At 67.7% G+C, this 22,882-nt stretch carries 18 protein-coding genes and 1 pseudogene; 8 read left to right on the top strand and 11 right to left on the bottom strand.

Translation table 11 applies throughout. The annotated features are described in order from the left end of the window. Positions 1–47: 47 nt before the first annotated feature. Entirely contained in the window at positions 48–911 is an 864-nt protein-coding gene (locus tag ACFHWS_RS19185; protein ID WP_416568702.1) for a hypothetical protein, read from the bottom strand. Between the two features lie 134 nt (positions 912–1,045). Between ACFHWS_RS19185 and ACFHWS_RS19180 the strand changes: the two genes are divergently transcribed. Continuing rightward, positions 1,046–3,979 (top strand): AfsR/SARP family transcriptional regulator, encoded by a 2,934-nt coding sequence (locus ACFHWS_RS19180; protein ID WP_416568701.1) that lies wholly within the window; start codon positions 1,046–1,048, stop codon positions 3,977–3,979. Positions 3,980–4,000: 21 nt separating this feature from the next. Here ACFHWS_RS19180 and ACFHWS_RS19175 read toward each other — a convergent pair whose 3' ends face one another. The 5 genes from ACFHWS_RS19175 to ACFHWS_RS19155 form a co-directional block, all read right to left on the bottom strand. After that, positions 4,001–5,221, bottom strand: coding sequence for an NAD(P)/FAD-dependent oxidoreductase (locus tag ACFHWS_RS19175; protein ID WP_416568700.1), 1,221 nt, complete (start codon positions 5,219–5,221; stop codon positions 4,001–4,003). Between the two features lie 99 nt (positions 5,222–5,320). Further along, positions 5,321–6,265, bottom strand: coding sequence for an RNA polymerase sigma-70 factor (locus ACFHWS_RS19170; protein WP_416568699.1), 945 nt, complete (start codon positions 6,263–6,265; stop codon positions 5,321–5,323). A 69-nt stretch (positions 6,266–6,334) separates the two neighbouring features. After that, the gene (locus tag ACFHWS_RS19165; RefSeq protein ID WP_416555615.1) at positions 6,335–6,772 is read right to left on the bottom strand and encodes a hypothetical protein; all 438 of its coding nucleotides are present in this window, start codon (positions 6,770–6,772) and stop codon (positions 6,335–6,337) included. A 9-nt stretch (positions 6,773–6,781) separates the two neighbouring features. Beyond that, entirely contained in the window at positions 6,782–7,822 is a 1,041-nt protein-coding gene (locus ACFHWS_RS19160) for a trypsin-like serine peptidase (protein ID WP_416555617.1), read from the bottom strand. A gap of 517 nt (positions 7,823–8,339) precedes the next feature. Further along, on the bottom strand, positions 8,340–9,185 hold the full coding sequence (locus ACFHWS_RS19155) for an MOSC domain-containing protein (protein WP_416555619.1): 846 nt from the start codon (positions 9,183–9,185) through the stop codon (positions 8,340–8,342). A 424-nt stretch (positions 9,186–9,609) separates the two neighbouring features. Here ACFHWS_RS19155 and ACFHWS_RS19150 point away from each other — a divergent pair, with 424 nt between their 5' ends. Continuing rightward, positions 9,610–10,419 (top strand): phosphotransferase family protein, encoded by an 810-nt coding sequence (locus tag ACFHWS_RS19150; protein ID WP_416555621.1) that lies wholly within the window; start codon positions 9,610–9,612, stop codon positions 10,417–10,419. Positions 10,420–10,575: 156 nt separating this feature from the next. Further along, a complete protein-coding gene (locus ACFHWS_RS19145) occupies positions 10,576–11,133 on the top strand; it encodes a dihydrofolate reductase family protein (RefSeq protein ID WP_416568698.1) in 558 nt (185 codons plus the stop codon). Between the two features lie 98 nt (positions 11,134–11,231). Here ACFHWS_RS19145 and ACFHWS_RS19140 read toward each other — a convergent pair whose 3' ends face one another. The 3 genes from ACFHWS_RS19140 to ACFHWS_RS19130 all read right to left on the bottom strand — a co-directional run bounded on the left by ACFHWS_RS19140 (position 11,232) and on the right by ACFHWS_RS19130 (position 16,470). Further along, positions 11,232–14,657, bottom strand: coding sequence for a hypothetical protein (locus tag ACFHWS_RS19140; protein ID WP_416568697.1), 3,426 nt, complete (start codon positions 14,655–14,657; stop codon positions 11,232–11,234). Beyond that, a complete protein-coding gene (locus ACFHWS_RS19135; RefSeq protein WP_416568696.1) occupies positions 14,654–15,055 on the bottom strand; it encodes a hypothetical protein in 402 nt (133 codons plus the stop codon). Before ACFHWS_RS19135 ends, ACFHWS_RS19140 begins: the two co-directional genes overlap by 4 nt. Before the next feature lie 287 nt (positions 15,056–15,342). After that, positions 15,343–16,470, bottom strand: coding sequence for a hypothetical protein (locus ACFHWS_RS19130; RefSeq protein WP_416568695.1), 1,128 nt, complete (start codon positions 16,468–16,470; stop codon positions 15,343–15,345). 134 nt (positions 16,471–16,604) lie between these two features. Between ACFHWS_RS19130 and ACFHWS_RS19125 the strand changes: the two genes are divergently transcribed. The 5 genes from ACFHWS_RS19125 to ACFHWS_RS19105 all read left to right on the top strand — a co-directional run bounded on the left by ACFHWS_RS19125 (position 16,605) and on the right by ACFHWS_RS19105 (position 21,372). Next, the gene (locus tag ACFHWS_RS19125; RefSeq protein WP_416568694.1) at positions 16,605–16,958 is read left to right on the top strand and encodes a hypothetical protein; all 354 of its coding nucleotides are present in this window, start codon (positions 16,605–16,607) and stop codon (positions 16,956–16,958) included. A gap of 247 nt (positions 16,959–17,205) precedes the next feature. Beyond that, the gene (locus tag ACFHWS_RS19120) at positions 17,206–20,025 is read left to right on the top strand and encodes a hypothetical protein (RefSeq protein ID WP_416568693.1); all 2,820 of its coding nucleotides are present in this window, start codon (positions 17,206–17,208) and stop codon (positions 20,023–20,025) included. 227 nt (positions 20,026–20,252) lie between these two features. Further along, positions 20,253–20,483, top strand: coding sequence for a hypothetical protein (locus ACFHWS_RS19115; RefSeq protein WP_416568692.1), 231 nt, complete (start codon positions 20,253–20,255; stop codon positions 20,481–20,483). A gap of 20 nt (positions 20,484–20,503) precedes the next feature. Next, positions 20,504–21,142, top strand: a complete 639-nt coding sequence (locus ACFHWS_RS19110; protein WP_416568691.1) for a hypothetical protein — start codon at positions 20,504–20,506, stop codon at positions 21,140–21,142. Then, the gene (locus ACFHWS_RS19105; RefSeq protein ID WP_416568690.1) at positions 21,139–21,372 is read left to right on the top strand and encodes a hypothetical protein; all 234 of its coding nucleotides are present in this window, start codon (positions 21,139–21,141) and stop codon (positions 21,370–21,372) included. Before ACFHWS_RS19110 ends, ACFHWS_RS19105 begins: the two co-directional genes overlap by 4 nt. Before the next feature lie 61 nt (positions 21,373–21,433). On the opposite strand, the pseudogene ACFHWS_RS19100 reads toward ACFHWS_RS19105, so the two are convergent. Together ACFHWS_RS19100 and ACFHWS_RS19095 are read right to left on the bottom strand one after the other, a co-directional pair. Then, positions 21,434–21,730 (bottom strand): annotated as a pseudogene (locus tag ACFHWS_RS19100) (transposase family protein); the annotation flags it as partial. A gap of 289 nt (positions 21,731–22,019) precedes the next feature. Continuing rightward, positions 22,020–22,882 (bottom strand): hypothetical protein (locus ACFHWS_RS19095; RefSeq protein WP_416568689.1); only part of this gene is annotated, 863 nt, incomplete at its 5' end.

The raw sequence follows: 22,882 nt of genomic DNA, 5'->3' as shown, positions 1-22,882 counted from the left end.
GTGAGATTGGTCGGCTCCGCCGGCCCGGGGTCACCGTGGCCGTCGGGTCAGGCGCAGATCGCCTGAATCGCCAGACCATCGGTCGGCACACCGGTCAGGGTGAGGTTGACGGTGCTGAGACCGGCGTTCGGGTAGAGCGAGCTCAGGAACGTCTGCCCGGAGGCACCGGGTCCGGTGGCCGCGCCGACCGAATGCACGTCCTCGGTGCTGGACGAGCAGGTGTGGTTCGCCGAGGCGACCCCGGTCTGCACCGACCCTTCGGCCGCCGCTCCCACCGGGCTCGCGCAGATGGCGTACGCGGTGACCCGCCAGTTGCCCGAGTAGGCGCCGTCCTCGGCGGCGGCGGCCCGGGCGATGTCCAGCGGCCCGGAGGCCCGGGACATCTGCAGGCCGACGTTGCCGAAGCCGCCACCGGTGATGCTCGCCCCGGTGCCGATCACCCGCTGGTTGCCCGAGCAGCCCGCGGCGGTGCTGCGGGTCGGCGACGAGGAGTAGGTGGAGTTGCCGGGGACGATGGTGTAGCCGGGCACCGAGTCCACCGGTGCGCAGATGGCGTACCCCTCCAGTGCCCAGTTGCCGCTGACGCCGCCCGGCGGTTCGTCCGCCCAGACCTCGTACCGGTCGGTCTGGCCGGGGCCGCTGACCGGCTGCAGGGCGCTGAGTCGGATCGATCCGGCGGCCGGCCCGCTCACCCGGGCCCCGCCACCGATCACCCGGGTGTCGTCCGGGCATTCGGCGGCCCGGAACTTCGGTGACTGTGAGTTCGTCGCGGTGGCCAGGTGGGTGGTCCGGAACAGGCCGCTGACCGCAGCGGCTGGCGCGGTCGCGATGACTTGGGCGGCCGCACCGACGGTCAGGGTGGCGAGCAGCGCCGCCACGCGCAGACCGGTGCGACGGTGTTTCGTGTTCATCGCTCCTCTTTTCGGATTGATCGAGATGACTGGCGTGTGCCGTCGATCCAGACAGTGACCGATGGACCTTCGGAACTGTTTCGGTAGTCGTTAAATAGGCTGCTCAGCCACGAAACACGGAGCATCCTGCAGAGGTGGACACTGCACAGACCGACGTCGAGCTGCGGGTCCTCGGTGAGGTGACGGTGCGGGTCGACGGGGTCGACCTCGACCTGGGGCACGCCCGGCAACGCTGCGTCCTGACCGCGCTGCTGGTCGACGCGAACCGGCTGGTCCCCACCGACCGGCTGCTGGACCGGGTCTGGGGGCACCGGCAACCGCAGCGGGCCCGAAACGCGCTCGCCGGCTACCTGTCCCGGCTGCGGCAGGTGCTGGCCCCGGCCGAACCGGTACGTATCGTCCGCCGGTCCGGCGGCTACCTGCTGCGGGTCGACCCGGCCCTGGTCGACCTGCACCTGTTCGGCCAGCTGGTCAGACGGGCCAGGGCCGGCACGAGCGCCGCGCGGACCGGCGGGACGTCGGTGACCGTCGACGATCCGGCGGCGTTGCTGGCCCGGGCGTTGTCGCTGTGGCGCGGTACCCCGTTCGGCACCCTGGAGTCGGCCTGGCTCGACACGGTACGCACCGCGCTGGCCGCCGACCGGCTCGCCGCCCAGCTGGACCTGATCGACCTGCGGTTGGCGGCAGGTCGGCACGCCGACCTGCTCGGCGAGCTGACCGCGCTGGCCGCCGAGCATCCCCTCGACGAGCGGATCGCCGGTCAGTTGATGCGGGCGCTGTACGGGGCGGGCCGGCAGGCCGAGGCGTTGCGGCACTACCAGGTGGTCCGTACCCGGCTCGCCGATGAATTGGGCACCGACCCGGCGGCGGCGCTGCGGCAGACGTACCACCGGATCCTGACCGCGGACCCGGCGCTGGGGACGGCGACCGCACCCCCGGCGGCCCTGCCTCCGGCCCCACGCGCCGCGCCGGGGCAGGGGGCGGTAAGAGAGCCGGCGGCGGCGAAGGAGCCGGCGGCCGACGTGCCGTGCCAGCTGCCGGCCGCCCCGGCCTGCTTCACCGGCCGGGTCGCCGCCCTCGCCGAGCTGGACGCGCTGCCGATCGACGACCAGGATCGGACGCCGCTGGCGGTGGTCGCCGGCACCGCCGGGGTCGGCAAGAGCAGCCTGGTGCTGCACTGGGCGCACCGGGCCGCCGCCCGGTTCCCCGATGGACAGCTGTACGCGAACCTGCACGGCTTCGACCCGGCCGGCGCGGCGCTGGACCCGGCCGAGGTGGTACGCGGATTCCTGGCCGCGCTCGGTGTCGCACCGCAGCGGATGCCGATCGGGCTGGCCGCGCAGGCCGCCCGCTACCGCAGCCTGGTCGCCGGCCGGCGGATGCTGATCGTGCTGGACAACGCGCGCGACGCCGAACAGGTCCGCCCGCTGCTGCCCGGCGCGCCGGGCTGCGTCACCGTGGTGACCAGCCGGGGCCAGCTGACCGGGCTGGTCGCCGTCGACGGGGCCCGGCCGGTCGCTCTCGACCTGTTCACCGCCGCCGAGGCGCGGCGGTTCCTGGCGACCCGGCTGGGGCAGGCCCGGGTACGGGCGGAGCCGTCCGCCGCCGACGAGATCGTCACCCGGTGTGCCCGGCTGCCGCTGGCGCTGGCCGTCGCGTCGGCTCGGGTGATGGTGAATCCGGCGGTCACCCTCACCGACCTGGCCGGCGAGCTGACCGAGGCCGGTCCCGGCCTCGACGCGTTCGACGGCGGCGACCCGGCCGCCGACGTACGGGCGGTGTTCTCCTGGTCGTACCGGGCGCTCCACCCGGCTGCCGCCGGGCTGTTCCGGCTGATCGGGCTGCATCCCGGACCGGAGCTGACGGTGCCGGCGGTGGCGAGCCTGGCCGGTGTCCCGGTGCCCGCCGCCCGGCGGCTGCTGGCCGAGCTGACCCGCGCCAGCCTGGTCACCGAGCACTCCCCCGGCCGGTACGTGCTGCACGACCTGCTGCGGGCGTACGCCGCCGAGCTGGCCGATGCGCGGGAACCGGCGGCGCGGCGGCGGGCCGCGACCGGGCGGCTGCTCGACCACCTGCTGCACACCGCGTACGCCGCCGACCGGTTGCTGTACCCGCACCGGGACCCGATCCTGCTGGACTGCCCGGCTGACGGGGTGGTGGTGCCGGCGCTGGCCGACGGCGCCGCGGCGATGCGCTGGTTGGTGGCCGAACACCGGGTGCTGGTCGGCGCGGTCGACTTGGCGGCCCGCGACGGCTGGGACCGGCACGCCTGGGAGCTGGCCTGGAGCCTGACCAGCTACGTCAACCTGCGGGCACTCTGGCACGACCAGTTGACCGTGCAGGGTGCCGCCTTGCCGTCGGCGGTGCGGCTGGGCGACCCGGCTGCGCAGGCGCACCTGCACCGCAACCTGGGTCGGGCGTTGACCCAGCTGAACCGCACCGACGAGGCGGCCCAGCATCTGGCGCAGGCGCTGGCCGGGTTCATGGCCGTCGGGGACCGGGCGAACCAGGCACAGACCAACGTCAACTTCGCTCGGCTGCGGGAGCGGCAGGGCCACGACGCGCAGGCCCTCGAGTATGACCTGCGCTCGCTGGAGCTGTACCGGCAGGCCGGGCACCTGACCGGTCAGGCGCGGGCGATGAACAACATCGCTTGGACCTGGATCCGGCTCGGCGAGCCCGACCAGGCCCGCGAGCTGTGCCGGCAGGCGCTCGCGATCAACACCGAGCTCGGCAACCGGCACGGGGCGGCGACCAACTGGCGTACCGCCGGTTGCGCCGAGGCGGCGGCGGGTGCGCATCGCCCGGCGGTCGACTGCCACGAGCGGGCGTTGCGGCTGTTCCGCGCGATCGGTGACCGGGGCGGTGAGGCGGAGACCCTGGTCGACCTCGGCGACGTCCGGTACGCCTGCGGCGAGGTCGACCCGGCCCGGGAAAGCTGGACGGCGGCGCTGGTGCTGATGGAGCAGGCCGGTCATCCGGACGCCGCCGCCGTGCGCGCCCGCCTGGCCCGCCCGGCCGCGCCGACTCACTACGCCGGGCGGCCGGACAGCACCGCTACCCGGTGAGCGTCCCCGGGGCGTGTGGCGTCACGCCGAGGTGTCGACCACGGAGCCGGCGGCGGCACCGGGGTGGGTGGCGCGGTGGGTGGTGGGGCGGCGACGGGTCGGCAGCCCGAGCGTCGGGTTGGCGACGCCCCACGCGGCGCCCCTGCAGACCAGCTCCTTGTAGCCGGCGGCGAGGCGTCCGGTCAGCACCGCCGGCCTGGCGCGGTCGTCGGCGGTGACGTACTGGATCAGGCCCTCCCGGCGGCCCAGCGAGATGCACTGGTTGAAGTAGCGCAGGGGCGCGTTCGGCAGTTTCCCGCCGGTCATCCGGGCTGCGATCGAGTCGGCGGCCTGCCACGCCATCGGGGTGCCCGAGGCGCACGACATCCGCAGCGGCTTGCCGCCGGATCCGGCCGCCCAGGCCGCGTCGCCGACGGCGTACACGTCCGGATGCGACACCGAGCGCATGGTGCCATCGACGACGATCTGGCCGCTGTCGGCAAGCTGCAATCCGGTCGTACGGGTGATCGGGTGGACGGCGAAGCCGGCGGTCCAGACGGTGACGGCGGCCGCGATGGTGCCGTCGGTGGTGGTGGTGGTGACCCGGTCGGCGGCGACGCCGGTGACGGCGGTGTGCTCGTACACGGTGATGTTGAGCCCGGCGAGGACCTTGCGCAGATGCGCGCGGCCCTTCGGCGACAGGGTGTCGCCGAGGCCGCCGCGCACGGCGAGGGCGACATCGAGATCCGGGCGGGCCTCGGCGATCTCGGTCGCGGCCTCCAGCCCGGTCAGGCCACCGCCGACCACGACGACCGACTGACCGGCGGCAAGCCGCGCCAGCCGGTCCCGCAGCCGCAGCGCGCCGGGCCGGCTGGCGATTTCGGCGGCGTGCTCGGCGACGCCGGGGACGTCGCCGGGGTTCCAGCCGCTACCGAGGGCGTAGACAAGGGTGTCGTAGCCGATCTCGTCGGTGCCACCGGTGCTGCCGCCGGCGGCGACCGTGACCGTCCTGGTGTCGACGTCGACACCGGTGACCTTCGCGATCCGCAGCTCGACGCCGGTGCCGGCGAACATCTCCCGCAGCGGTCGGGGCTTGAGGTCCTGGCCGGTCGCCAGCTGGTGCATCCGGACGCATTCGACGAAGTCAGTCTCGGCGTTGACGACGGTGATGGCGACGTCTGCGGGGTCGAGCCGCCGGGCGAGGCGGCCGGCGGCGATGGCGCCGGCGTATCCGGCGCCGAGGACGACGATGCGGTGCCGCATGTCCTGCTCCTGTCTGTCTGCACGGGGTGTGACACCACCTGAACCGGGCAGCCCCGCGGTTGCTGACGCGACAGCGGCGTGAAGCACCTCACACGGTGGTCAGAAGGCGGTGAACAGCGGTTCCCCGTGATCGGCGGCGGTCCAGGACGCGGTGGCCCGGTGCAGCTTGTCGGGGTTGACCTGGCTGTGGACCACGGCCACACCGTCGGCGGTGGCCTGCAGGCACATGACGCCGATGACCCGGCCGTCGATGACGACCACGACCGCCGGGTCACCGTTGGCAGTCCAGGCGTACACCTCAGGTGAACCGCCGAGCAGGGCGCGTTTTGCCGCACCCGGGGTGAACAGGCCGCGCAGGAACTTCGCGACCGCGACGGCTCCGACAACCGGCACAGCGCGGGCCGGGACGTGTCCGCCGCCGTCGCCGATCGAGACGGCGTCGCCGGTGAGCAGGCGTACCAGTGGCTCGATCCGACCGCTGGTGGCGGCGGCCAGGAACTCTTCGACGACCCGCCGGGCGGCGACCCGGTCGACCTCGGTGCGGGCCCGGCCGTCGGCAAGGTGCCGCCGGGCCCGGTGCAGGAGCTGCTGGCTGGCGGCCTCGGAGACGCCGAGGATGCCGGCGATGTCGCGGTGCGGGTAGTCGAACGCCTCCCGCAGGACGTACACGGCCCGCTCCTGCGGGGTCAGGCGCTCCATCAGGGTGAGGACGGCGTACGAGACGGATTCGCGCTGCTCGGCGGTGTCGGCCGGGCCGAGCAGCGGGTCGCCGGCGAGCAGCGGCTCCGGCAGCCACTGACCGACGTACGTCTCGCGGCGGGCCCGCGCGGAGGTCAGCTGGTTGAGGCACAGGTTGGTGAGGACCTTGGTCAGCCACGCCTCGGGGACGTCGATCCGGTCGACGTCGGCGGCCTGCCAGCGCAGGAAGGTCTCCTGTACGGCGTCCTCGGCCTCACTGGCGGAGCCGAGCAGGCGGTAGGCGATCGCCGCCAGGCGCGGCCGGGCCGCCTCGAACCGGTCGACGTCGTCCCCCGTCAGTGCCATGGCCCCGATGGTAGGCCCGGCCTTCGACCCGGCCGCCACGCGCGACGACCCGGGGCACGGGAGCGGGTGTCAGTCCAGCTGCTCGACCTCGCGGTCGCCAAGTGGGGCGGCCAGGCGTACCAGGACGGCCGATTCCAGGGCGATCGCCGGGCACTCCTGGTCGGCCGCTTCAGGCAGCCGGCCCACCCGGATCTGGACGCGCACCGCCGTTTCGCTCTCCTGCACCTGCGGCTCGGCGCCGTAGCAGTCGACGGGACCGGCGGTCACGGTGAATTCGAGCGTACGGTCGTCGACGGCGCGCCAGGTGCGCCAGGCGACGACCTGCGGCGCGATCAGGTCGTCGCGGACCGGCAGCGCCCCTGGGCTCGTTGCGGCGTCCGGCGCCTGGGTGGCGGTGGTGCCGTCGCCGTCGTCGCCGGGCTCGGCCGCCGGGCCGCAGGCGCTCAGCGCGACGACCGCCCCGACCAGCAGTACGGCTGTCAGTCGAGGCGGTCGTCGCGTCAGCATCGACTCAGATTACCAGTCGCCGTTGGCGGCGTTCGTGCCGTCGAGGACCGCCGTATCGAAGTACGGCCCCCGGTTCACTCCGCTGCCGTCAACGGTGGACATGACCGATCGGACATAGCCGAGGCCGTTGGCGTTGCTGTAGTTCCAGATCCACGGACCACCCGAGGAACCGCCGCCGAAGTTGCAGGTGATCTTCGACCGGTCGTCGAAAATGCTGTTGTCGACGGCGGTGCCCCAGCAGGCCCACATCTTGTCCCCGCCGTCGCGGTTGCTCGGGTAACCGAAAATCGACACGTCGAACTCGGTGCCGCCGTTGTAGGCGAGGCCGTGCCCGCCGACGGTGGCGACGACCGTCGTGTTCCAGTCGCCACCGGAGAACGTGGTCACCCAGCCGACGTCCCGGTTGAGGTTGCTGTTGTTCATCCATTCGTTGAACGTCCGCAACCGGTACGCCTGGAACCGACCGACCGGGTCGTGGTCGGCGTTGAAGGCGTTGTACTTCGGCACGAAGACGAGGTTGCTCAGCCAGTCACCACCCTGGCCGCTGTGGACACAGTGGCCGGCAGTGATCAACACCCGCTTGGACGAGGTGGCGACCGCCGACGCCGAGCACCACGAGCCGCTCTCGTAGCCACCGATGAACAGTTTGCCGTTGGTGACCGAGAAGTTCGTCACCGGATCCGGGGCGGCGATCTCTTTCGTCGCGATGGTGGCGGCCACCGGCTTGGTCGCGACCGTGGGCGTCTTGCTGGCGATGGCCCGCGCGGTGTTCTCGACCCACACGGCGTCGCCGGGCGCGTCCAACGGCTTGGCCGCCTTCATCCGCTCCGGTGTCCAGTACGCCAGCACGTCGGGGTCTCCGCCGGTGCGCTCGAACGCCTTGAGCTGCGCGGGCGAGTAGGTGCGGGCGGTCTTGTCACCCGGCAGCTGCACCGGCGCGAGCGAGCTGCTGGTGCCCAGATCTGAGCCGGCGACCCGGGTCGGCTTGGTCTCCACCTCGGCCGGACCCGCAGTGGCCCCGGTGGCGGACAGGACGGGCGCGACAGCCACGGCCAGCGCGATGACACCGAGGCGCCGAGCACCCCGGGGAATACGGGTTCTACCAGGCACACCCATGCGGCAAACTCCTCTTTGTCGAGCAACCATTCCGGTTGCTTTCGAATCCACGCGTCATTTCCAGACTTCTGGAATAGCGAGGACGGAGGCTGGTGCTGCGAGAACAGCAGCATTGACAACAGCGGCTCGGCGCGGCCGGTGGCCTACACCCTGCTTGTTGAACCGCCATTGCCATAGTCAACGACCTATTTGAGTTCGTCAACCCTGGGTCACCGGACCACTACCGGATGATGTTGGAGCCAGCCGTGGACGCGCAGGTGGCACCCTTGTGAGGCGCCAACTTACGGTCCCATACTTGTGACAGCAGTCACAGTCCCCTATAGATCATCAAGGTGTACCTGGCGAATCTTGGACCAGCGAGCCCGTAGCCCTGGTCCTACCAGGTGAAGCCGACCATGAACGGTGTTGATCGCGCTGCCGGCGCTGTCCACGCAGGTCACTACGGGAACGGTCAGCAAAACTCGACCGGGTCACCGGAGCGGATGACGCCGAACTCCAGCGGGCGCGCGTACACCCCGGCGCACGGCAGAACGCCGACGCCTGCCAGACGCAGGCGGTTGTGTCGGCTCAGCACCTGCAACAGCGCGACATCCGGCTCGCCTTCACCATGCCGCAGCGCCGGAACCACACACCGTGGGGTCGCGACGACGACCTCGGCAACCACGTCGGAGCCGATCCGCAGCCGACGCCCCGGCCAGAGGTTCTCGACGAAGCCGGCGCCCGGGTCGGGCACCTCGACAACGATGTTGGGCCGGAAACGGCCGGCGTCGACCGGCCGACCCGAGTGGGCCGCGAGGCCGGCCAGCGTCGCGGTCGTCATCAGGTGCAGGGGCGCGAAGTCGAAGAACGTACCGGGTGGGGAGCCGGCAGCCAGCACGGAGCTTCCGGTCTGCGCGCTTGAAAGATCGTCCTCCGTACGTACCTGGGCCGGGTCCATCCGTTCGATGGTCGCGCCCGGCGCGGCCCGGTCGAGCAGGCGCACGTCCCGGCCCAGCATCGTGGACAGCGCCGGGTCGCGGTGGCCGGTCACCGTCACGGTCTCGGTCGTACCGTCCGCCATGGTCAGCCGGACCGCCGGGGCACCGGTGGCGTCGGAAGGCAGCAACGTGGACCGTACGGTCAGCATGTCCCGCCACAGGCGCGGGTTCTTGGCGCTGGCCACCTTGCCGGTGAGACAGTCGAGCACGGCGAAGGCCCGGTCGCCGGCGATGCCCGTCTCGTCCACGTACGCCTGGTCCAGGTCCTCTCCCTGCATCGACTTGACCGGGTAGCGCGACAGCTGCCGAACCCTGCCCACCTGACGATCGTGGCCCATGCCCAGGAAACCTAGCCGAAGGATCTGACGCTGTCGGTCAGCTCCTCGTGAGATTCGTGACGAGGCTACGCAGCCAGGGCTGCGCGAGTGCGTGATCACGTCCGATGGCGCGGGCGACGGCGTGCCGGCCGGCCCGACTGCGTCCGTACGCCACCAGCGCGGCGGCCTCGGCGAGGGCCTGTCGGGTGCGCGTGACCGCCGGACGCTGGAACGACAGCGGCAGCCGACGAAGTCGCTGTACGCCGATGGGTCCGGCGGTACGGCACCGTCGAGCAAAGTTCCGAGTTGGTCCGGCGTGACCAGGTCCCACCGGAACGGCACACTCTCCTCGACCGGCACCACCACGCCATGGTGACAGCTCGCTCGCGCGGCTGCTGCACCGAGAACGCTGAGTTACGGTGGTCCGATGCAGGCGGAGGCGGCCCAGCGGGCGACGCAGGCGGCCATGTGGATCGCCTCATCGCTCGGCTTGACCGCCCACGACGCCGCCGTCCTGCACAACTCGAACAAGCTCACCCTGCGTCTGCAGCCCTGCGACGTGCTGGCACAGGTGGCACCGGCGGCGCACCGGTGCGCCCAGCGTGAAGTGGATATCGCTCAGCGACTGTTCGAGGTCGGCAGCCCGGTGGCCGCGCTGAAAACGCCCGAGATCTTCGCCTGGGACGACTACGTGGTCACGCTGTGGACCTACTACGAGCCGGTGGCTCAAGCGATCCCACCTGCGGACTACGCCAACGCGCTCGGACGTCTGCACGCCGGAATGCGCCGGGTCGACCTGCCCACCCCGCACTTCACCGACCGGGTTTCCGAGGCCCGAACGATCGTGGCGGACCACGACCGGACCCCGAGGCTGGCCGACGCGGACCGGATCTTCCTGGCGGACACCTTGGATCGCCTGCGCCGAGCGGTCAGCGACAGCGGCCGGCCCGAACAACTCCTGCACGGCGAACCGCACCCGGGCAACCTGCTCTCGACCCCGACCGGCCTGCTCTTCATCGACTTCGAGACGTGCTGCCGGGGGCCAATCGAGTTCGACCTGGCCCACGCACCCGACGAGGTCGGCGACCTGTACCCGGGCGTCGATCAACACGTGCTCCGAGGTTGCCGGACGCTCGTGCTGGCGATGATCACGACGTGGCGCTGGGATCGCGACGACCAGTTCCCCGACGGCCACCGGCTCGGTGTCGAGTGGCTACGCCGACTCCGGAAGTCCTGACGCCCGCCTGGGTGTCTGTCGGATCAACTGCAACCGTCCGCAGCCCTCGATATGGGGCACGTCCCGTCGCACGAGCATGATCCCAGCCTCCTCCAGAAACATCCCGAGGTCAGAGTCGCAGGGCGCGACACTGTAGCGGCGTTAGACTCGCCGGCCATGGGCCTTCTCACCTTCAGCCTCAACGTCACCCTGGACGGCTGCGTCGACCACCAGGAGGGAATCGCTGACGATGAGACGCATGCCCTCTTCACCCGTCTCATGGACGAGGCCGGGGCGATGCTGTGGGGCCGCGTCACCTACGAAATGATGGAGAGCTACTGGCCGGCCGTCGCCCGCGGTGACCAGGAGGCACCGCCGGCCGTACGCGAGTGGGCGGTCAAACTGGAGGCCAAACCCAAGTACGTGGTGTCGTCGACCCGCACCGACTTCCCGTGGGCCAACAGTCACCACATCGCCGGTGATCTGCGCGAGGGCGTGCAGAAACTCAAGGACGCGACCCCGGAAGGGGTTCTCGTCGGCAGCGGCACGCTCGCGACCGAACTGGACCGGCTGGACCTGATCGACGAGTACCAGCTGCTCGTCCATCCCAGGATCGCCGGCCACGGGCCGACGCTGTTCCAGGGCGGGCTGCCCGGCACCCGCCAGCTCGAACTGCTGTCGGCGCAGCCGCTGCGCAACGGCGCGGTGGCCATGCACTACCGCCACACGCGCTGAATCACGGAGTACGGGTACGGTCTGCAGAACTCGAGGTTGTGCCGACTCAGCACCTGCAGTCGTCCGCTTGGACATGGCCGCGACCGTGCGAATTCTGGTCACGGCCACCAGGCGATGACTTCGTTGACCGCCCGCAGGCAGTCGGCGCCGAATCCGGGGCCACCGAGCCTGGTCAGACCGGGCGCGGCCGCCGCGAGGATGCCCAGGCACTCCGGCAGGTCGCGGCGGTCGAGCCCGAGCCGGACCAGCTCGATCATCATGTCCCGAGAGACCGTCGGAAGCTTGACCGCCCTGCGGAGGACCGCGACTGCGGCGTCGTACGGTGCCGCGCACCGCATCGCCCGGGGAAGCAGCTCGGCCGGCAGGTGTGGTGCGACGTCCTTGAGAGCATGACCCATCCGAGACGATCCGTCCAGGAGACTCCCCCACTGCTCGACAGTGAGCGCCGGGGCGTACCGGACCGCCAGTTCGATTCGGCGCTCAAACCCATTTGCTGCGGCCAGCAGCGCAGTGAGTTCGTCCGGTGGCGGCGCGGGTCCGATCAGAACCTCGGGCACGAACTCGGCGGTGAGTGGGCCGGTAATGCGGAGCTGTGGCCGGAGGCTCCCGATCGGCGCTGGAGAGTGATCGGGTTCCGACCGGTTTCCATCGAGGGCCTTCGTGACGACGGCGAGAGCGTCACCAATCCGATTGGTGGCCAGGTCATCGAGCGCTCGGGTCAGGTACGGTGCGCGTTCACCCGCCGGCAGATGGGATACGACGGCGGCGACAGCGGAGGCCCGGTGAAAACTGTCAGGAACGGCTTCCGCGAATCTCATCGCCTCGACGTGTGACCCGACCGGGGGATTCTTCATCAGCGCGACAAGTCCGGCAACCTGTTTTCCGGCTTCCCACCTCGCAACGGAACGGAAGAGCACCGGTAGATGTTTGGCCGCCAGACCCGAGGCCGCGACCGGCAAAAGATGTGGCGGAAACCGTCCGTCGAATGCTACGACAGAGAGGGCGCGGGTCACCATATCGTCCGGGAGGAAAGATGCGATGCTGACTAGTCTTTCGGCGAGAATCATCTCGAAAGTGAGAGCCTTAGAATAGTCGTACGTGTTGCCGTCGCTCACGTTTTCCTCTTCGAAGGCCGTGTTCTGCTTGAGTCTCCGCTCCAACTCAACCACAGCCTCCACCGCCCGATTGCGAAGCGCAGCCGGCAGCGCCGGGATTAGATCGGGAAGAAGTCGGCAGGCTTGCTCGAGTGGCAGGTACCCATCAGTGCATTTCTTCAGCTCTGCCGAGCACCTCGATAACTGCTCGCGCGGCGGCAGCAACGCCGCCAATTTCACGATGGCGACCGAGTTCTGTCTTTGCGGACCCGACCCAAGTTTCCGCATAGCAACCCTCAACGGACGAAAATATTCTGCAGGCAGGACGGGCCGCAGTTCGGCGATGACGTCGGCTCGCACGTCGACGTGTTCGAGCGCGGCGTCAACCACGTCGATCCGGTCCACCGCCGCCTCAGCAAGGTATGGGACGATCCCGGCCACCTGTTGCGGCAATGCCATCCCGAGCACCGTGAGCAGGGCGGACCGCCGCTGATCACGGGGCAAGTACGGCAGCAACGATGCGAGGGCAACGCCGCGAGGACCGGCCTCAACAATCGACTCGGCGAGGCGTACCGCCTCGGGCAGTTGATGATCGGGCAGGCTCGGCGCAACGTACTCCAACGCCACCACCCGATCCCAGCCGTCCTTGATCTGGTTTGTGGCGGCCAGCGCTTGGTCGAGGACCGGCTGCCGGGCATCCTCGGGCAGGTGCGGGGCGAGACCGCCGAGGGCGACCGCGCGCGAGTACGGCTGAGTCAACCACTGGACTTGGATCAGCGCCCGTTCGCCTGTCCATATCCCGGCCGCGACCAGCTCGATGTACAGCCGCGACGGAATCCGATTGGCCCGAGTAAACAGCGCGGCCTGGATGAGGGCGTATCGGATTTCGAGGCTGAACTGGTCGCCCGGGCTTCCCGCCAGCAGCGCCGCGTCGACCGCCGACCGGGCACACCGAGCGGCGCGAGCCACGTCGGCCAGGAATAGATCGAGCGAGGCGTTCCGGTCATGCAGTGCGAACCAGAGGTTGGCATGGCCGGAGGATTCTTCGGACCGGGCGAGCAGCGCGTGCAGGTCGGCGTGTCGGTCACTCGCGACGAGGTGCCGGCCGAGATTCCGGAGTAGGTAGCCGCAGTCGTCTTCGCCCGACCGGTCCAGATGGCCGTCGAGAACGGACAAGCATGCGCCGGCTGCGACGGCGTGCGCCTGTTGTGTGGCCCGGAGGAGTTCCTCGGCGACCACTTCGTGCTCGTACGGCCAGGACTCGGACCGGGGCGTCCGGCCGCTGAGGAACTGCCGGAAGGTCGCATGGTGGATCCGGTACCGGCGTGGGCGTCCGGTCGCGGTGAGGAACGGCCGCAACGGTCCGTCGCACCGGGCCCGCACGGTAGAAGCAGGTAGGTTGCTCAACCAGGCCAGCTGGTCGACGTCGACCGGCTCGGTTACGGCGGCCAGCGCCGCCACCAGCGGTAGCTGGCGGTCGGCCCAGTCCGGCTCGGCTCGCCACTTCTGTACCTGGCGAAGGTAGTACGTCCAGAGGTCGGCGGGCAGTTCGTCAACGTCGGTCGGGGCGCGCAGCCCGAGGCGGATCTCGGTGAGCAGGTAGCGGGCGTAGATCCACACCCCGTGGCAGGCCGTTCCGATCAGCTCCACGCTCTGCTCCGGCGCGATACCCGCCTCGGATAGCACGGTGGCGAGCGGTGGTTCGGCTACCCGCATTCGCAGAAAGTTGTCGAGGTCCGCCCGATTCCGGGGATCGGCGGGATCGAGGATCAGCGTGTGCTGTGGGCTGTCCGGCACGGCCGGGTGGTAGCCGGTCCGGTAGGTGCCGAAGACGAATACGCCGGCCGGCAGTGTCGCGGGGAGGCCTAGCGGCAGAGCACCCAGGTCGCCCTCCAGCTCGTCAAGCCCGTCGAGGACCAGCACGATCGGTCGCGAGCTGGCGGCCCGGCTGGCAGCGTTGGAAAGCAGGGACGCGAACCCCTCCGGCGTGGCCAGCCAGGGCGGAACCGCGCCGTTCGGTGCAAGGTCGTCGAGCTGGAGATCCATGATGAGCTGCGCGGCTAGGCTCTGCCGCGCGGTGCCCGCCCGCCCGGTGCTCTGTCGGGCGAAGTGGCAGGGGTATCCGCGCGTCGAGGCCAGCCACGCGGCGAACGCCGACTTGCCGACACCGGCGTCGGCCTCCAACCACAGGTAGCCGCACTGCCGGCCGGTCACGAAGGCGTCCAGTTCGGCGAGTAGCCATTGCCGGCCGACGAACTGGGCCGTCGCGAGGTCGGCGAGAACCGGTGCCTGGTCGAGGCGGGCGACCAGCAGCGGCACGCTGACCGCACCGTAGTAGTTGGGCCCGGTGCTGACCGACCCGTAGAGGTCCCCGCCGACCGCGACCGCGCCGGGGCCGAGGGCGGCGACCTTGTCAGCCGCGTCGGTCATTCCGGCTGCGGACCGCGATTCCCGTCGGTGCGGATCGGCCCTTCCGCGTCCCCACCGATCGCGACCGAGCCGCGGCCTGACGCGGTCAGTCCATCACCGGTCACTGGTGGCGGTACGGACTCGGTACCGGGCTGGGCGGCGGGGTCGGTAGACACCGAGCCGCCCTTCTTTACGCTCCCCCGGATGGCAACCGCTCCCTCGCCCGACGCAACGACCTGCTCGGTGGCGGGCGGCACGACCACCGGCTCGTTGGGCACTTCTCGTCGTGAGTCGCTGCGAGCGAGCCACATCTGAATCGCGGTGGTGGCCAGTACCAGCACCAGGAATCCAATGGTCCAGGATAGACCGCCGCGATTGGCGACCATCTCGGTGGCGTACCCGACGGCCACCGCGATCACTGCGGCTCCCCCGGCTCCGGCAACTCTCGTCCTGGCCCTCGTCATGGTCAAACCTTCCCCCTCATCGCAAGCCTCACCCACACCTAGCAACAATGCACGACCGTCGCCATCGCCCGATCAGTCGCCCGGCCCGGCGGTGGGCGTCGATTCGGGAACGCTGCCCGTAGTCACGCTGGCGAACCCGAGGCCCACGCTGGAAGCAGGCTGTCTGCCGAGCTCGTTGCTGGCGGTCGGGCTCTAGCCGAATAGGAGGAAGTCGACATAGGCCAGCGCGACGACAGCTTGTCCTACCAGGTGAAGCCGACCATGAACGGGGTGTTGACCGGGCTGCCGGCGCTGTTCAGGCAGGTCACGCCGACATTCATGTCGGTGGTGCCGACCGGGTGCCAGTACTGCACGTGGCAGTGCGCGTCCTGATAGCCGAGCGCGTACGCCACGGCGTGCCCGGAGTAGTCGATGATCTGCGGGAAGAACATCTCGTAGCGTCCGGTGCCGGTGCGGGTCACGGCGTAGTCGCCGCTCACCGAGCTGTCGTTGGTCCAGGTGATCGCCGGTGCCGGCCCACCCGACGGGTACGTGTCGTCGACCGTCGCCAACGCCGTCGGGGCGATCTGCTGCAACAGGTTGTGCACGGTCCAGGTGATGGTGAACCGGGAGTCGACGAAGGCTCCGGAGGCGTCCCGGCACCGCACCCGGGCGATCCCGTCGGCGAGGTACGAGTCCACCTTGCACTTCACGGCCGCCGACGTGTAGGCGGTGATCTGGTAGAACGTGGTCTGCGTCTGGGCGGCCGAGGCGGGCAGCTCCACCGCGTACGAGCCGGGCGCGTCTCGCACCACCCACGGTGAGCCCGCGCTGGAGTCGAAGCGGTACCAGGCGCTCGGGGTGTACATCGGCGAGGTCGGGTTGTTCGACCAGAGGTACGACACACCGTCGGCGGCCAGCGTGGAGCCGCTGGCCTCGACGAAGTTCGCCACGAACGTCGCGTCCTGCCGGGCACCGCTGGACCCGAAGCAGTAGACGTTGACCAGCAGATCGGTGCCGGACGGATACCAGGAGCCGACGGTGCAGAACCGGACCGCCGCACCGTACGCCTGGGCGTGCACCACTCCCCCGCCGCCGGTCACCAGCGACCCGAGCCCACCGAACCGCACCAGGTAGACACCGGCACCCGACCGGGTCACCGTGATCGGCCCGCCGCCGGGATTCTTCGCGTACGAGTAGTACGTGTGCCCGCCGGAGGTCCGCATCGGCACCGTGTAGCTGGCGGCGCTGGGGCTGCTGGCCCACACGTACCCGGTCACGGACGGGGTGACGTCCGCCGCAGCCGGCGCTGCCGCCGCGACGGTGGCGGCCACGCCGACCGCCACAGCACCGAGGACGGCCACGATCCGCCGAAGAAGCCTACTGGTCATGCGCCGACGCTAACCACCGCCGTCAACCGCCCGCGCCGGCCGCCTCGCGTGCAAGCCCGGCGCGGCGGTGCACTCTCGACTGTCAGCCGGTTGGCCCATGGCGGGATGCGCCGCCCACCGAGCAAGATGACCGGGTGAAGGCGTTCGTAGGGGTCACCGACGGCGAGTGGCCCAGCTTCCTCGCCGCCCGGCTGCAGATCAACGAGGTCAACTTCTGGCGTCCCGGCGGCGGCAGCTTCAAGACCCTCACCCCCGGCGAGCCGTTCTTCTTCAAGAGCCGCTACCCGCAAAACCGGATCGTCGGCGGCGGCTTCTTCAGCGGCTTCGCGAAGCTGCGGCTTTCGAAAGCGTGTGGACCGTTAGGCGAGGCCAACAGCACGGGTTCCCTCACCGGAATGTCCCGCGACATCGACAGATATTGGTTAAATATGATAAGCTCAAGAAATCGCGGCCCTATCGCAATCTTCCGTTCATCAAGATTGGAATAGTAGTCACGGAGAGGATATCAACGCAAACTCGCTTGAGGGATCAGGGCCGGCGTCGCCCAACTCGGTGACGAAATTGGCTAGGCGTTCGGCGAATCCAATCCGGCAGGATGCCCTAGGTCGCTGCCCTGCACGGCATTACCTGACGGAGCCTGGGGCCCGAAAGCACGACAGAACCCTACAGCATGCATCAAGAAATCAACTGCATCAACCCACACTGCAGCGACTGAATTGAGGAGGATAGGCAGTAGTGGATCCCATGATCTTCGGCATAGCAACCAATCTCGCGACCGACCTATTAAAGGTCACCTATCGTCGTTCTCGTGAAAGGAGCCTAGGGCCCGAAGAAATCCAGGCGCTACAGCGCGCATTCAGTCGAGCACTTGGCGTACTGATGAGCGATATCGTGCGGGCCCAAGATGATGAGCTGACGCCCGACTTGGTCGAGCTGGTCGAGGGGCAGCTCCATCGGTTGGTCACTGACCCAGCGATGGCCGATATGCTTCTCGCGGCAGCACTGGAGGAACGCGGGCCAGATCCCAACCGACTACGTGAGCGGTTCGAGCAGTTGGGATTCGACCCACAAACCTTCCTAACCGACTTTGATACGGCGATGTCCCAGTTCCGATATGCACTAACCGATGAGTTACTGCAGGCAGCCCAAGCCGCCGATTCGCCCCTGTTCAATAGAGTAGCGCTGACACAGCTTGCGGCGGTGCGGGCCGACTTGGCGCACTTGGCGATACCGCCTAGCGTCGACCAGCAACGGAAGCTCGCCGGACCACACACCCTCATCAGGCCGACTAACGAAAATCCGGACTGGCATGCGCTACTGGACGGGAGTCCACTCCCAGCGATCTTTGGTATCGCCGGCATCTTGGAGCGCATAATCGCCATCGAGGATGTCCCCTACAATCCGACCACGGCTCTTGAATGGCTGGCAAAGCATCCTGGCAGGATAGTCTTTTTAGCCGGAAGCCGCGGCGACGGAAAGACGTCTTATCTAAACGCCTTAGCTGCCCAATCACACGACTCGCACTGCTTTCTGCGTTGGGGGAGAGAATCGCCGTTCAACGTACAAATAGCCGAGGATGTCGCCAGGAAGATCCAGGGTGTGGATCCAACCCGATCAACCACGGTCGTCATCGTCTACCCAATCGACGCCTCCTTCAGCTCGGCCGATCTGAATCAGCTTGGCTACGAGTTGACCAACGGTGTCGCCGAAGGCGGCCGACGAGCTGTTGTGATTGTCGAAGGCGACGACGGAACCTTCGAACGGCTGCCGTTCTACTCCGCACACTTGGCAAAACTTCAGCCACTTGGACTAGAATCTGTGCATCCCTGGGTATCCCTGCTACGCCGCGCTCATGACGAGGTGCTGCACGAGGGAGAGGATGAACGGCATATCACCGCGCGCTACCCGAACCTCGTGCACTTCCTTAGATCAAGCCCGGCAGAACAGGCGGAAGTGCTCGCCGACCCACAGTCACCGATGATCGTACGACTACTACAAGCCGTCTACGGCGCGAACATGTGGGGAAAGTTGTACGACGAACTGGTACAGTTGCAGCTGACACCGCCCTCGCCCGATGCGATGTGTTACCTTTCTATCTGCTTGGCCACGATAGCGGGCCGCGGGATTCCCACCGACTTGATCGAGAAGCTGCAGCCGGACGCACAATGGGAAACACGGTCGCTGCGTAACCCCTGGATCCTCGACGAGCACGACCAGCACGTGGCCCGGCACCGAACGATTGCCCAGGTGGTTCTCGAGAAGGCCGTCAAGCGGAGCAACGGCCGCAATATTCGGAATACCATGTACTACCTCACAGCACACCTACGGATACCGAACTGCGGCGCCCTGATACCCCAAATCGTCATAACTGTGGCTTACCTGTCACCAGTGGCTTCTGAAGACGAGACCGACGGCTTGCGGAAGGCTGTGTTCTACGGTGCACGCCGCGGACTGAAAGAGGTTGACGGCGTCGCCAGCGCCATCGAAGGCCAATGCGGCGGGGACTATCGCAAGCTATCGATTTGGATGGAAATGGTCCGCTTGCTGATTCCGCGCCAGTCCCGGGATTCGTCCCATTTATGGCTTATCGATCTTCACGATAACCTATTGGATGCCGCAGAGCGCACCGAGAACCCACCAGAACCCGAGCGACTAAAATACTACCGGTGGAAAATTCGGTACCTACGATCCTGGTTTCTCAATCAAGACGACTACAGTTTCCTATTCGACGCAGTACAACAAGTCGCACCCTTGATCAGCGCCGCATGGTGCCGAGCGGACTTCTACACCGATCTCTTCCGGTGGTGCTTCCAGGCGGTCAGTCTTCGCAAGACCGAGCATCTGACCGATCAAGCCGCCATCGAAGGTCGATTCTTGTATGGCACTTTATTCACTGCTTACGAACGACTGCGCAGCTGTACCACTGAGGATCGCATCACAGCGATCCGGATCGACTTCAACACAATGATCTTGCGACACGTACACTGGACACTTCCCGACGATGCGCACGACCTGATCGAGGATACGTGGAAGCTCTCAGTCACCCTTGGATGCCCGGACGCGCAGGTGGGGACACTTTTTGCCGAGATGCTATTGAACGGCAACACTACTTCACCTTCAAACGACGACGCAATCACGAAGGCACGCCAGATACTCAACACAGTCCTAGACACTTCTCCTAGCCACGGAGAAGCAATCTTTTTGCTCGCATTTGCACAGACGATCGATCACCAAGAAAGGCTGACTTTAGATACACTGCAAACGCGAATCACCGCCGCCACACAAGCTCCCGTTTCAGTTCTCAGTAAGGCGTTTATCGCACATGCTCTCGCCCTGATCGAAACCGACACCGTCCGCTCCAGGCAACTTCTCCTAGAGGCTATCACGGCCTACATGGATTACATCGATGACCGTCGTTCAAATAACTCAGACTCCGGCCTCTACGCACGAGACCGCCTACAGTTCGCATGCGATATTGCATTCTCTGCACTTAACAAACTTGGCGGCCCCGAAGTCCAACAGGCGCACCGCCGCTACCGTCGACTATCGGGTTAACCGCCATGCGGGTGCCGCTATGCCCGGTTCAGCCGCAGCAAGCCGTGGTATTCCTTCCGCCACTATGCGGGTTGTCCATCCGGCAAGATCGTTCTCCGAGGGTCGTTCGCGAAGCCGACAGTATGAAGCCGACCCATCAACTACTTCATCCGGTACGGTCGAAGCTGCTGCAGATTGTCCAATAGGGAGAATGCAGGCGTGGGCTCGGTTGAAGGGTCAAGGCGGGGGTGGCACGCTTCGGTGACGAGGTCGGCCAGCAGGTGGGCGCGATCCGGGCCAGCGCGGAAGCCCTCGACCGCAGCACGGCCGCGCTGCGCGGCATCACCAGCGGGTCCAGCCACTCGCAGGTGTCCGAGACGATCGCCAAGGTCGAGCAGGCGAAGCAGAAATTGGCCGAGGCTGCGGCGCTGACGCAGAGCGCGATCGAGTCCAGCCGTGGCTACGCCGCGAGCTTCTGACCGGCTGGGAGGATCACCTGATGTCGACTGTGATCGTGCCCGCCGGGCTGAGCATGGGTCCCCGCTACCGGTACGTCCGCCCGCCGGACCCGACACCGGAATGCTACGAGGTGCACCTCGGTGACGACCTGGTCGAGCTGACCGAAACCGAGGCCGCCGTCTGGGCCGCCGCCTTCCTCTACCCGGACCAGCACGCAAAGCTCACGGTCAACCGCGATTCCCTGGTACGCATGCTGGAAACCGCCCCGAAGCCAGAGCCGCGCGCCGCCCGCTACGTCGACGACCTGATTGCCCGCGGCCTGCTCGTCGAGTTCGACCCCGAAAGCGACCTGCAACCAGTCTTCAGCCGCCACAAGCTGCTCCCCCTCGCCCAAGGGCTCGGCTCCACGCCCGAGGAACCCGACCTGCATCGCATCGGCGTCGGCGACAAGGCGGCGGTCGCGGTGCCCATCCAGGTCGAAACCCAATGGTCGTACGCCTTCCTGCACGCCAACTTGTGGGACGGGTGCGCCTTCTACGCCGACCAGTCGGAGGAGGAAGCCGCCGGCGAGAAGCTGATGGACCTGACGGCGGCCGGGGTAGCCCGCGACGTCGCGATCAACCTCCCGATGATGGTCGTCACCGGATGCGCCTTCTTTGATCCGGTCGTTCAGACGTGAGGTACGGCCGGAAGCAGCGCAAGGGCCAGCAGCAGGCCGAGACCTTCGGCCAGCAGTTCCGCCGGGAGCTGTCGAAGGAATCACTCGGCAAGTTGGCCGAGCTGGGTGGCGCTGCCGTCGGCATGCTGCTCGGGCTGGCCTCGACGAAGGCCGGCCTCCCCGTGCCGCCGTCGACAGCCGCGACCGCCGGTATCGCGGCTGTCGTGGTCCGGCCGGTGCGGTGCGGGTGAGTAGCCAGCCGGCCAGGATCGTGGCGAGCAGGTCGGCGTCCAGACGGATCAGCAGTCGCCACATCGTGGTCGTGGCCGGTACCCGGCGGACGAAGCCGAGCCGGGCCCGGGCGATGTCGTCGAGATCGTGTAGCCAGTCCGCGATCGCGGTCATGCTCGATGCGCCGGCCATCACCGCGCACACCGCGACGGTGAGTAGCCCGGCCAGGGGATAGCGCAGCCCGCGTGGGCTGCGGGGATCCGGCACCACCGCCAAGGCGTCCAGCAGACTTGGTTGTTCACTCCGGGTCACCGGCTGGGTGGGTGTGCCGGTGGGGGTGGTGACTGCGGACAGTACCTGGATCGGGCATGCTGACATCGCGGGTGAGGTCCTTGGAGTGTTCTGGAAGCGTGAGAACTCCCATGATCACCTAGGCGACCTCACCCGCCCCGAGCACCTCCGTAGAGGTCATCGCTCCACGTAGCCGCAGCTCAGGCGGCCGCCCGTCGAGCACGCAATGGCCCTGGGTGCCCGTCGCCCACATGGCAGCATTCCTCCACCCCGCCAGCACGCCAAACTCGCAATCAACGCCTTATCCCTGGCACGGATACCGTAAACCGCACCGAAGCCCGAAGTGTATGCAGCCCGCTACATTGACGGCCTAATTCTAGAACAGCAGACTAGCTTGAGAAAGAGCCCACCTCGCCACCCAGGGAGGAGCGACTTTCCGTAGTTCATCTACGACCTCCGACCTCGGTGCGTAACGGAGCTCACGCAGCTCTTCAGCAGAATCATCATTAGTGCGGGAAGTCTTCATTTGTAGCCTAATAGCCTGAAGCAGAAGGTCGCGCGGCAAAAGCTTCTCGACTACATCGTGGAAAGGCGATAGCCCAGTCGACAACACCTCGGAGCACAGCAAGCTAATCCAAAGGAGGACAATATGGCAATCATCCCCGGTTGCTCTGTCTGCCGGCAAATCAGGCAACCACGGCGCCTTCGCGGTCAACTCAGCCTCTAGCATGCGGGCCACATACTGGGGAACACGGATTCTCTTCCGGCGTAGATGCGCTCCAAACCGAGCCAATATTTCTTGGTCGACGACGCCAGCCTTGCCATGCAAGGCTGTCCGGATGGCCGCATCAACAACCACCCCAAGGGCGGGTTCATCGAAGCAACGCATTACCAAGACCGCAGGGTCAGTAAAGCTAAGCCGACCAGGTTCGAGAACACCAATTCGGATCAACAAATTTTGAACGACTATATCTTCATGAGCCACTAATCGATCCAGATCATCCCTTATGATTTGGTCAAAAAACCCCAACCAAACACTCTCATAGACTTCTGTCTCACCACGGAAGTACAGCCTTGCCCAACGCTCCAAGAAAGCAATTCGAAAGTCTGCTACATGCCCCCCTTGCCGACGATCAAGCATAGAGAAACAGATACTCCTAGGATCTCGGTAGAGCCTAAGCCTCGATCCACCGATGAAGGTTGGACCGGCAGGACCCCGGATGTAGAAAGTGCCCTCTG

Source organism: Micromonospora sp. LOL_013 (assembly GCF_048060315.1).
Classification (GTDB): Bacteria; Actinomycetota; Actinomycetes; order Mycobacteriales; family Micromonosporaceae; genus Micromonospora_E.
Note: the sequence above shows the minus strand (reverse complement) of the source record. Positions and strands in the feature narration are given on the sequence as shown.

Coding starts and splice junctions, on each gene's coding strand:
- ACFHWS_RS19140 (WP_416568697.1), bottom strand. CDS start 14,657: ATGACCGACGCGGCTGACAAGGTCGCCGCCCTCGGCCCCGGCGCGGTC.
- ACFHWS_RS19145 (WP_416568698.1), top strand. CDS start 10,576: ATGGGCCTTCTCACCTTCAGCCTCAACGTCACCCTGGACGGCTGCGTC.
- ACFHWS_RS19170 (WP_416568699.1), bottom strand. CDS start 6,265: ATGGCACTGACGGGGGACGACGTCGACCGGTTCGAGGCGGCCCGGCCG.
- ACFHWS_RS19150 (WP_416555621.1), top strand. CDS start 9,610: ATGCAGGCGGAGGCGGCCCAGCGGGCGACGCAGGCGGCCATGTGGATC.
- ACFHWS_RS19185 (WP_416568702.1), bottom strand. CDS start 911: ATGAACACGAAACACCGTCGCACCGGTCTGCGCGTGGCGGCGCTGCTC.
- ACFHWS_RS19175 (WP_416568700.1), bottom strand. CDS start 5,221: ATGCGGCACCGCATCGTCGTCCTCGGCGCCGGATACGCCGGCGCCATC.
- ACFHWS_RS19130 (WP_416568695.1), bottom strand. CDS start 16,470: ATGACCAGTAGGCTTCTTCGGCGGATCGTGGCCGTCCTCGGTGCTGTG.
- ACFHWS_RS19165 (WP_416555615.1), bottom strand. CDS start 6,772: ATGCTGACGCGACGACCGCCTCGACTGACAGCCGTACTGCTGGTCGGG.
- ACFHWS_RS19110 (WP_416568691.1), top strand. CDS start 20,504: ATGTCGACTGTGATCGTGCCCGCCGGGCTGAGCATGGGTCCCCGCTAC.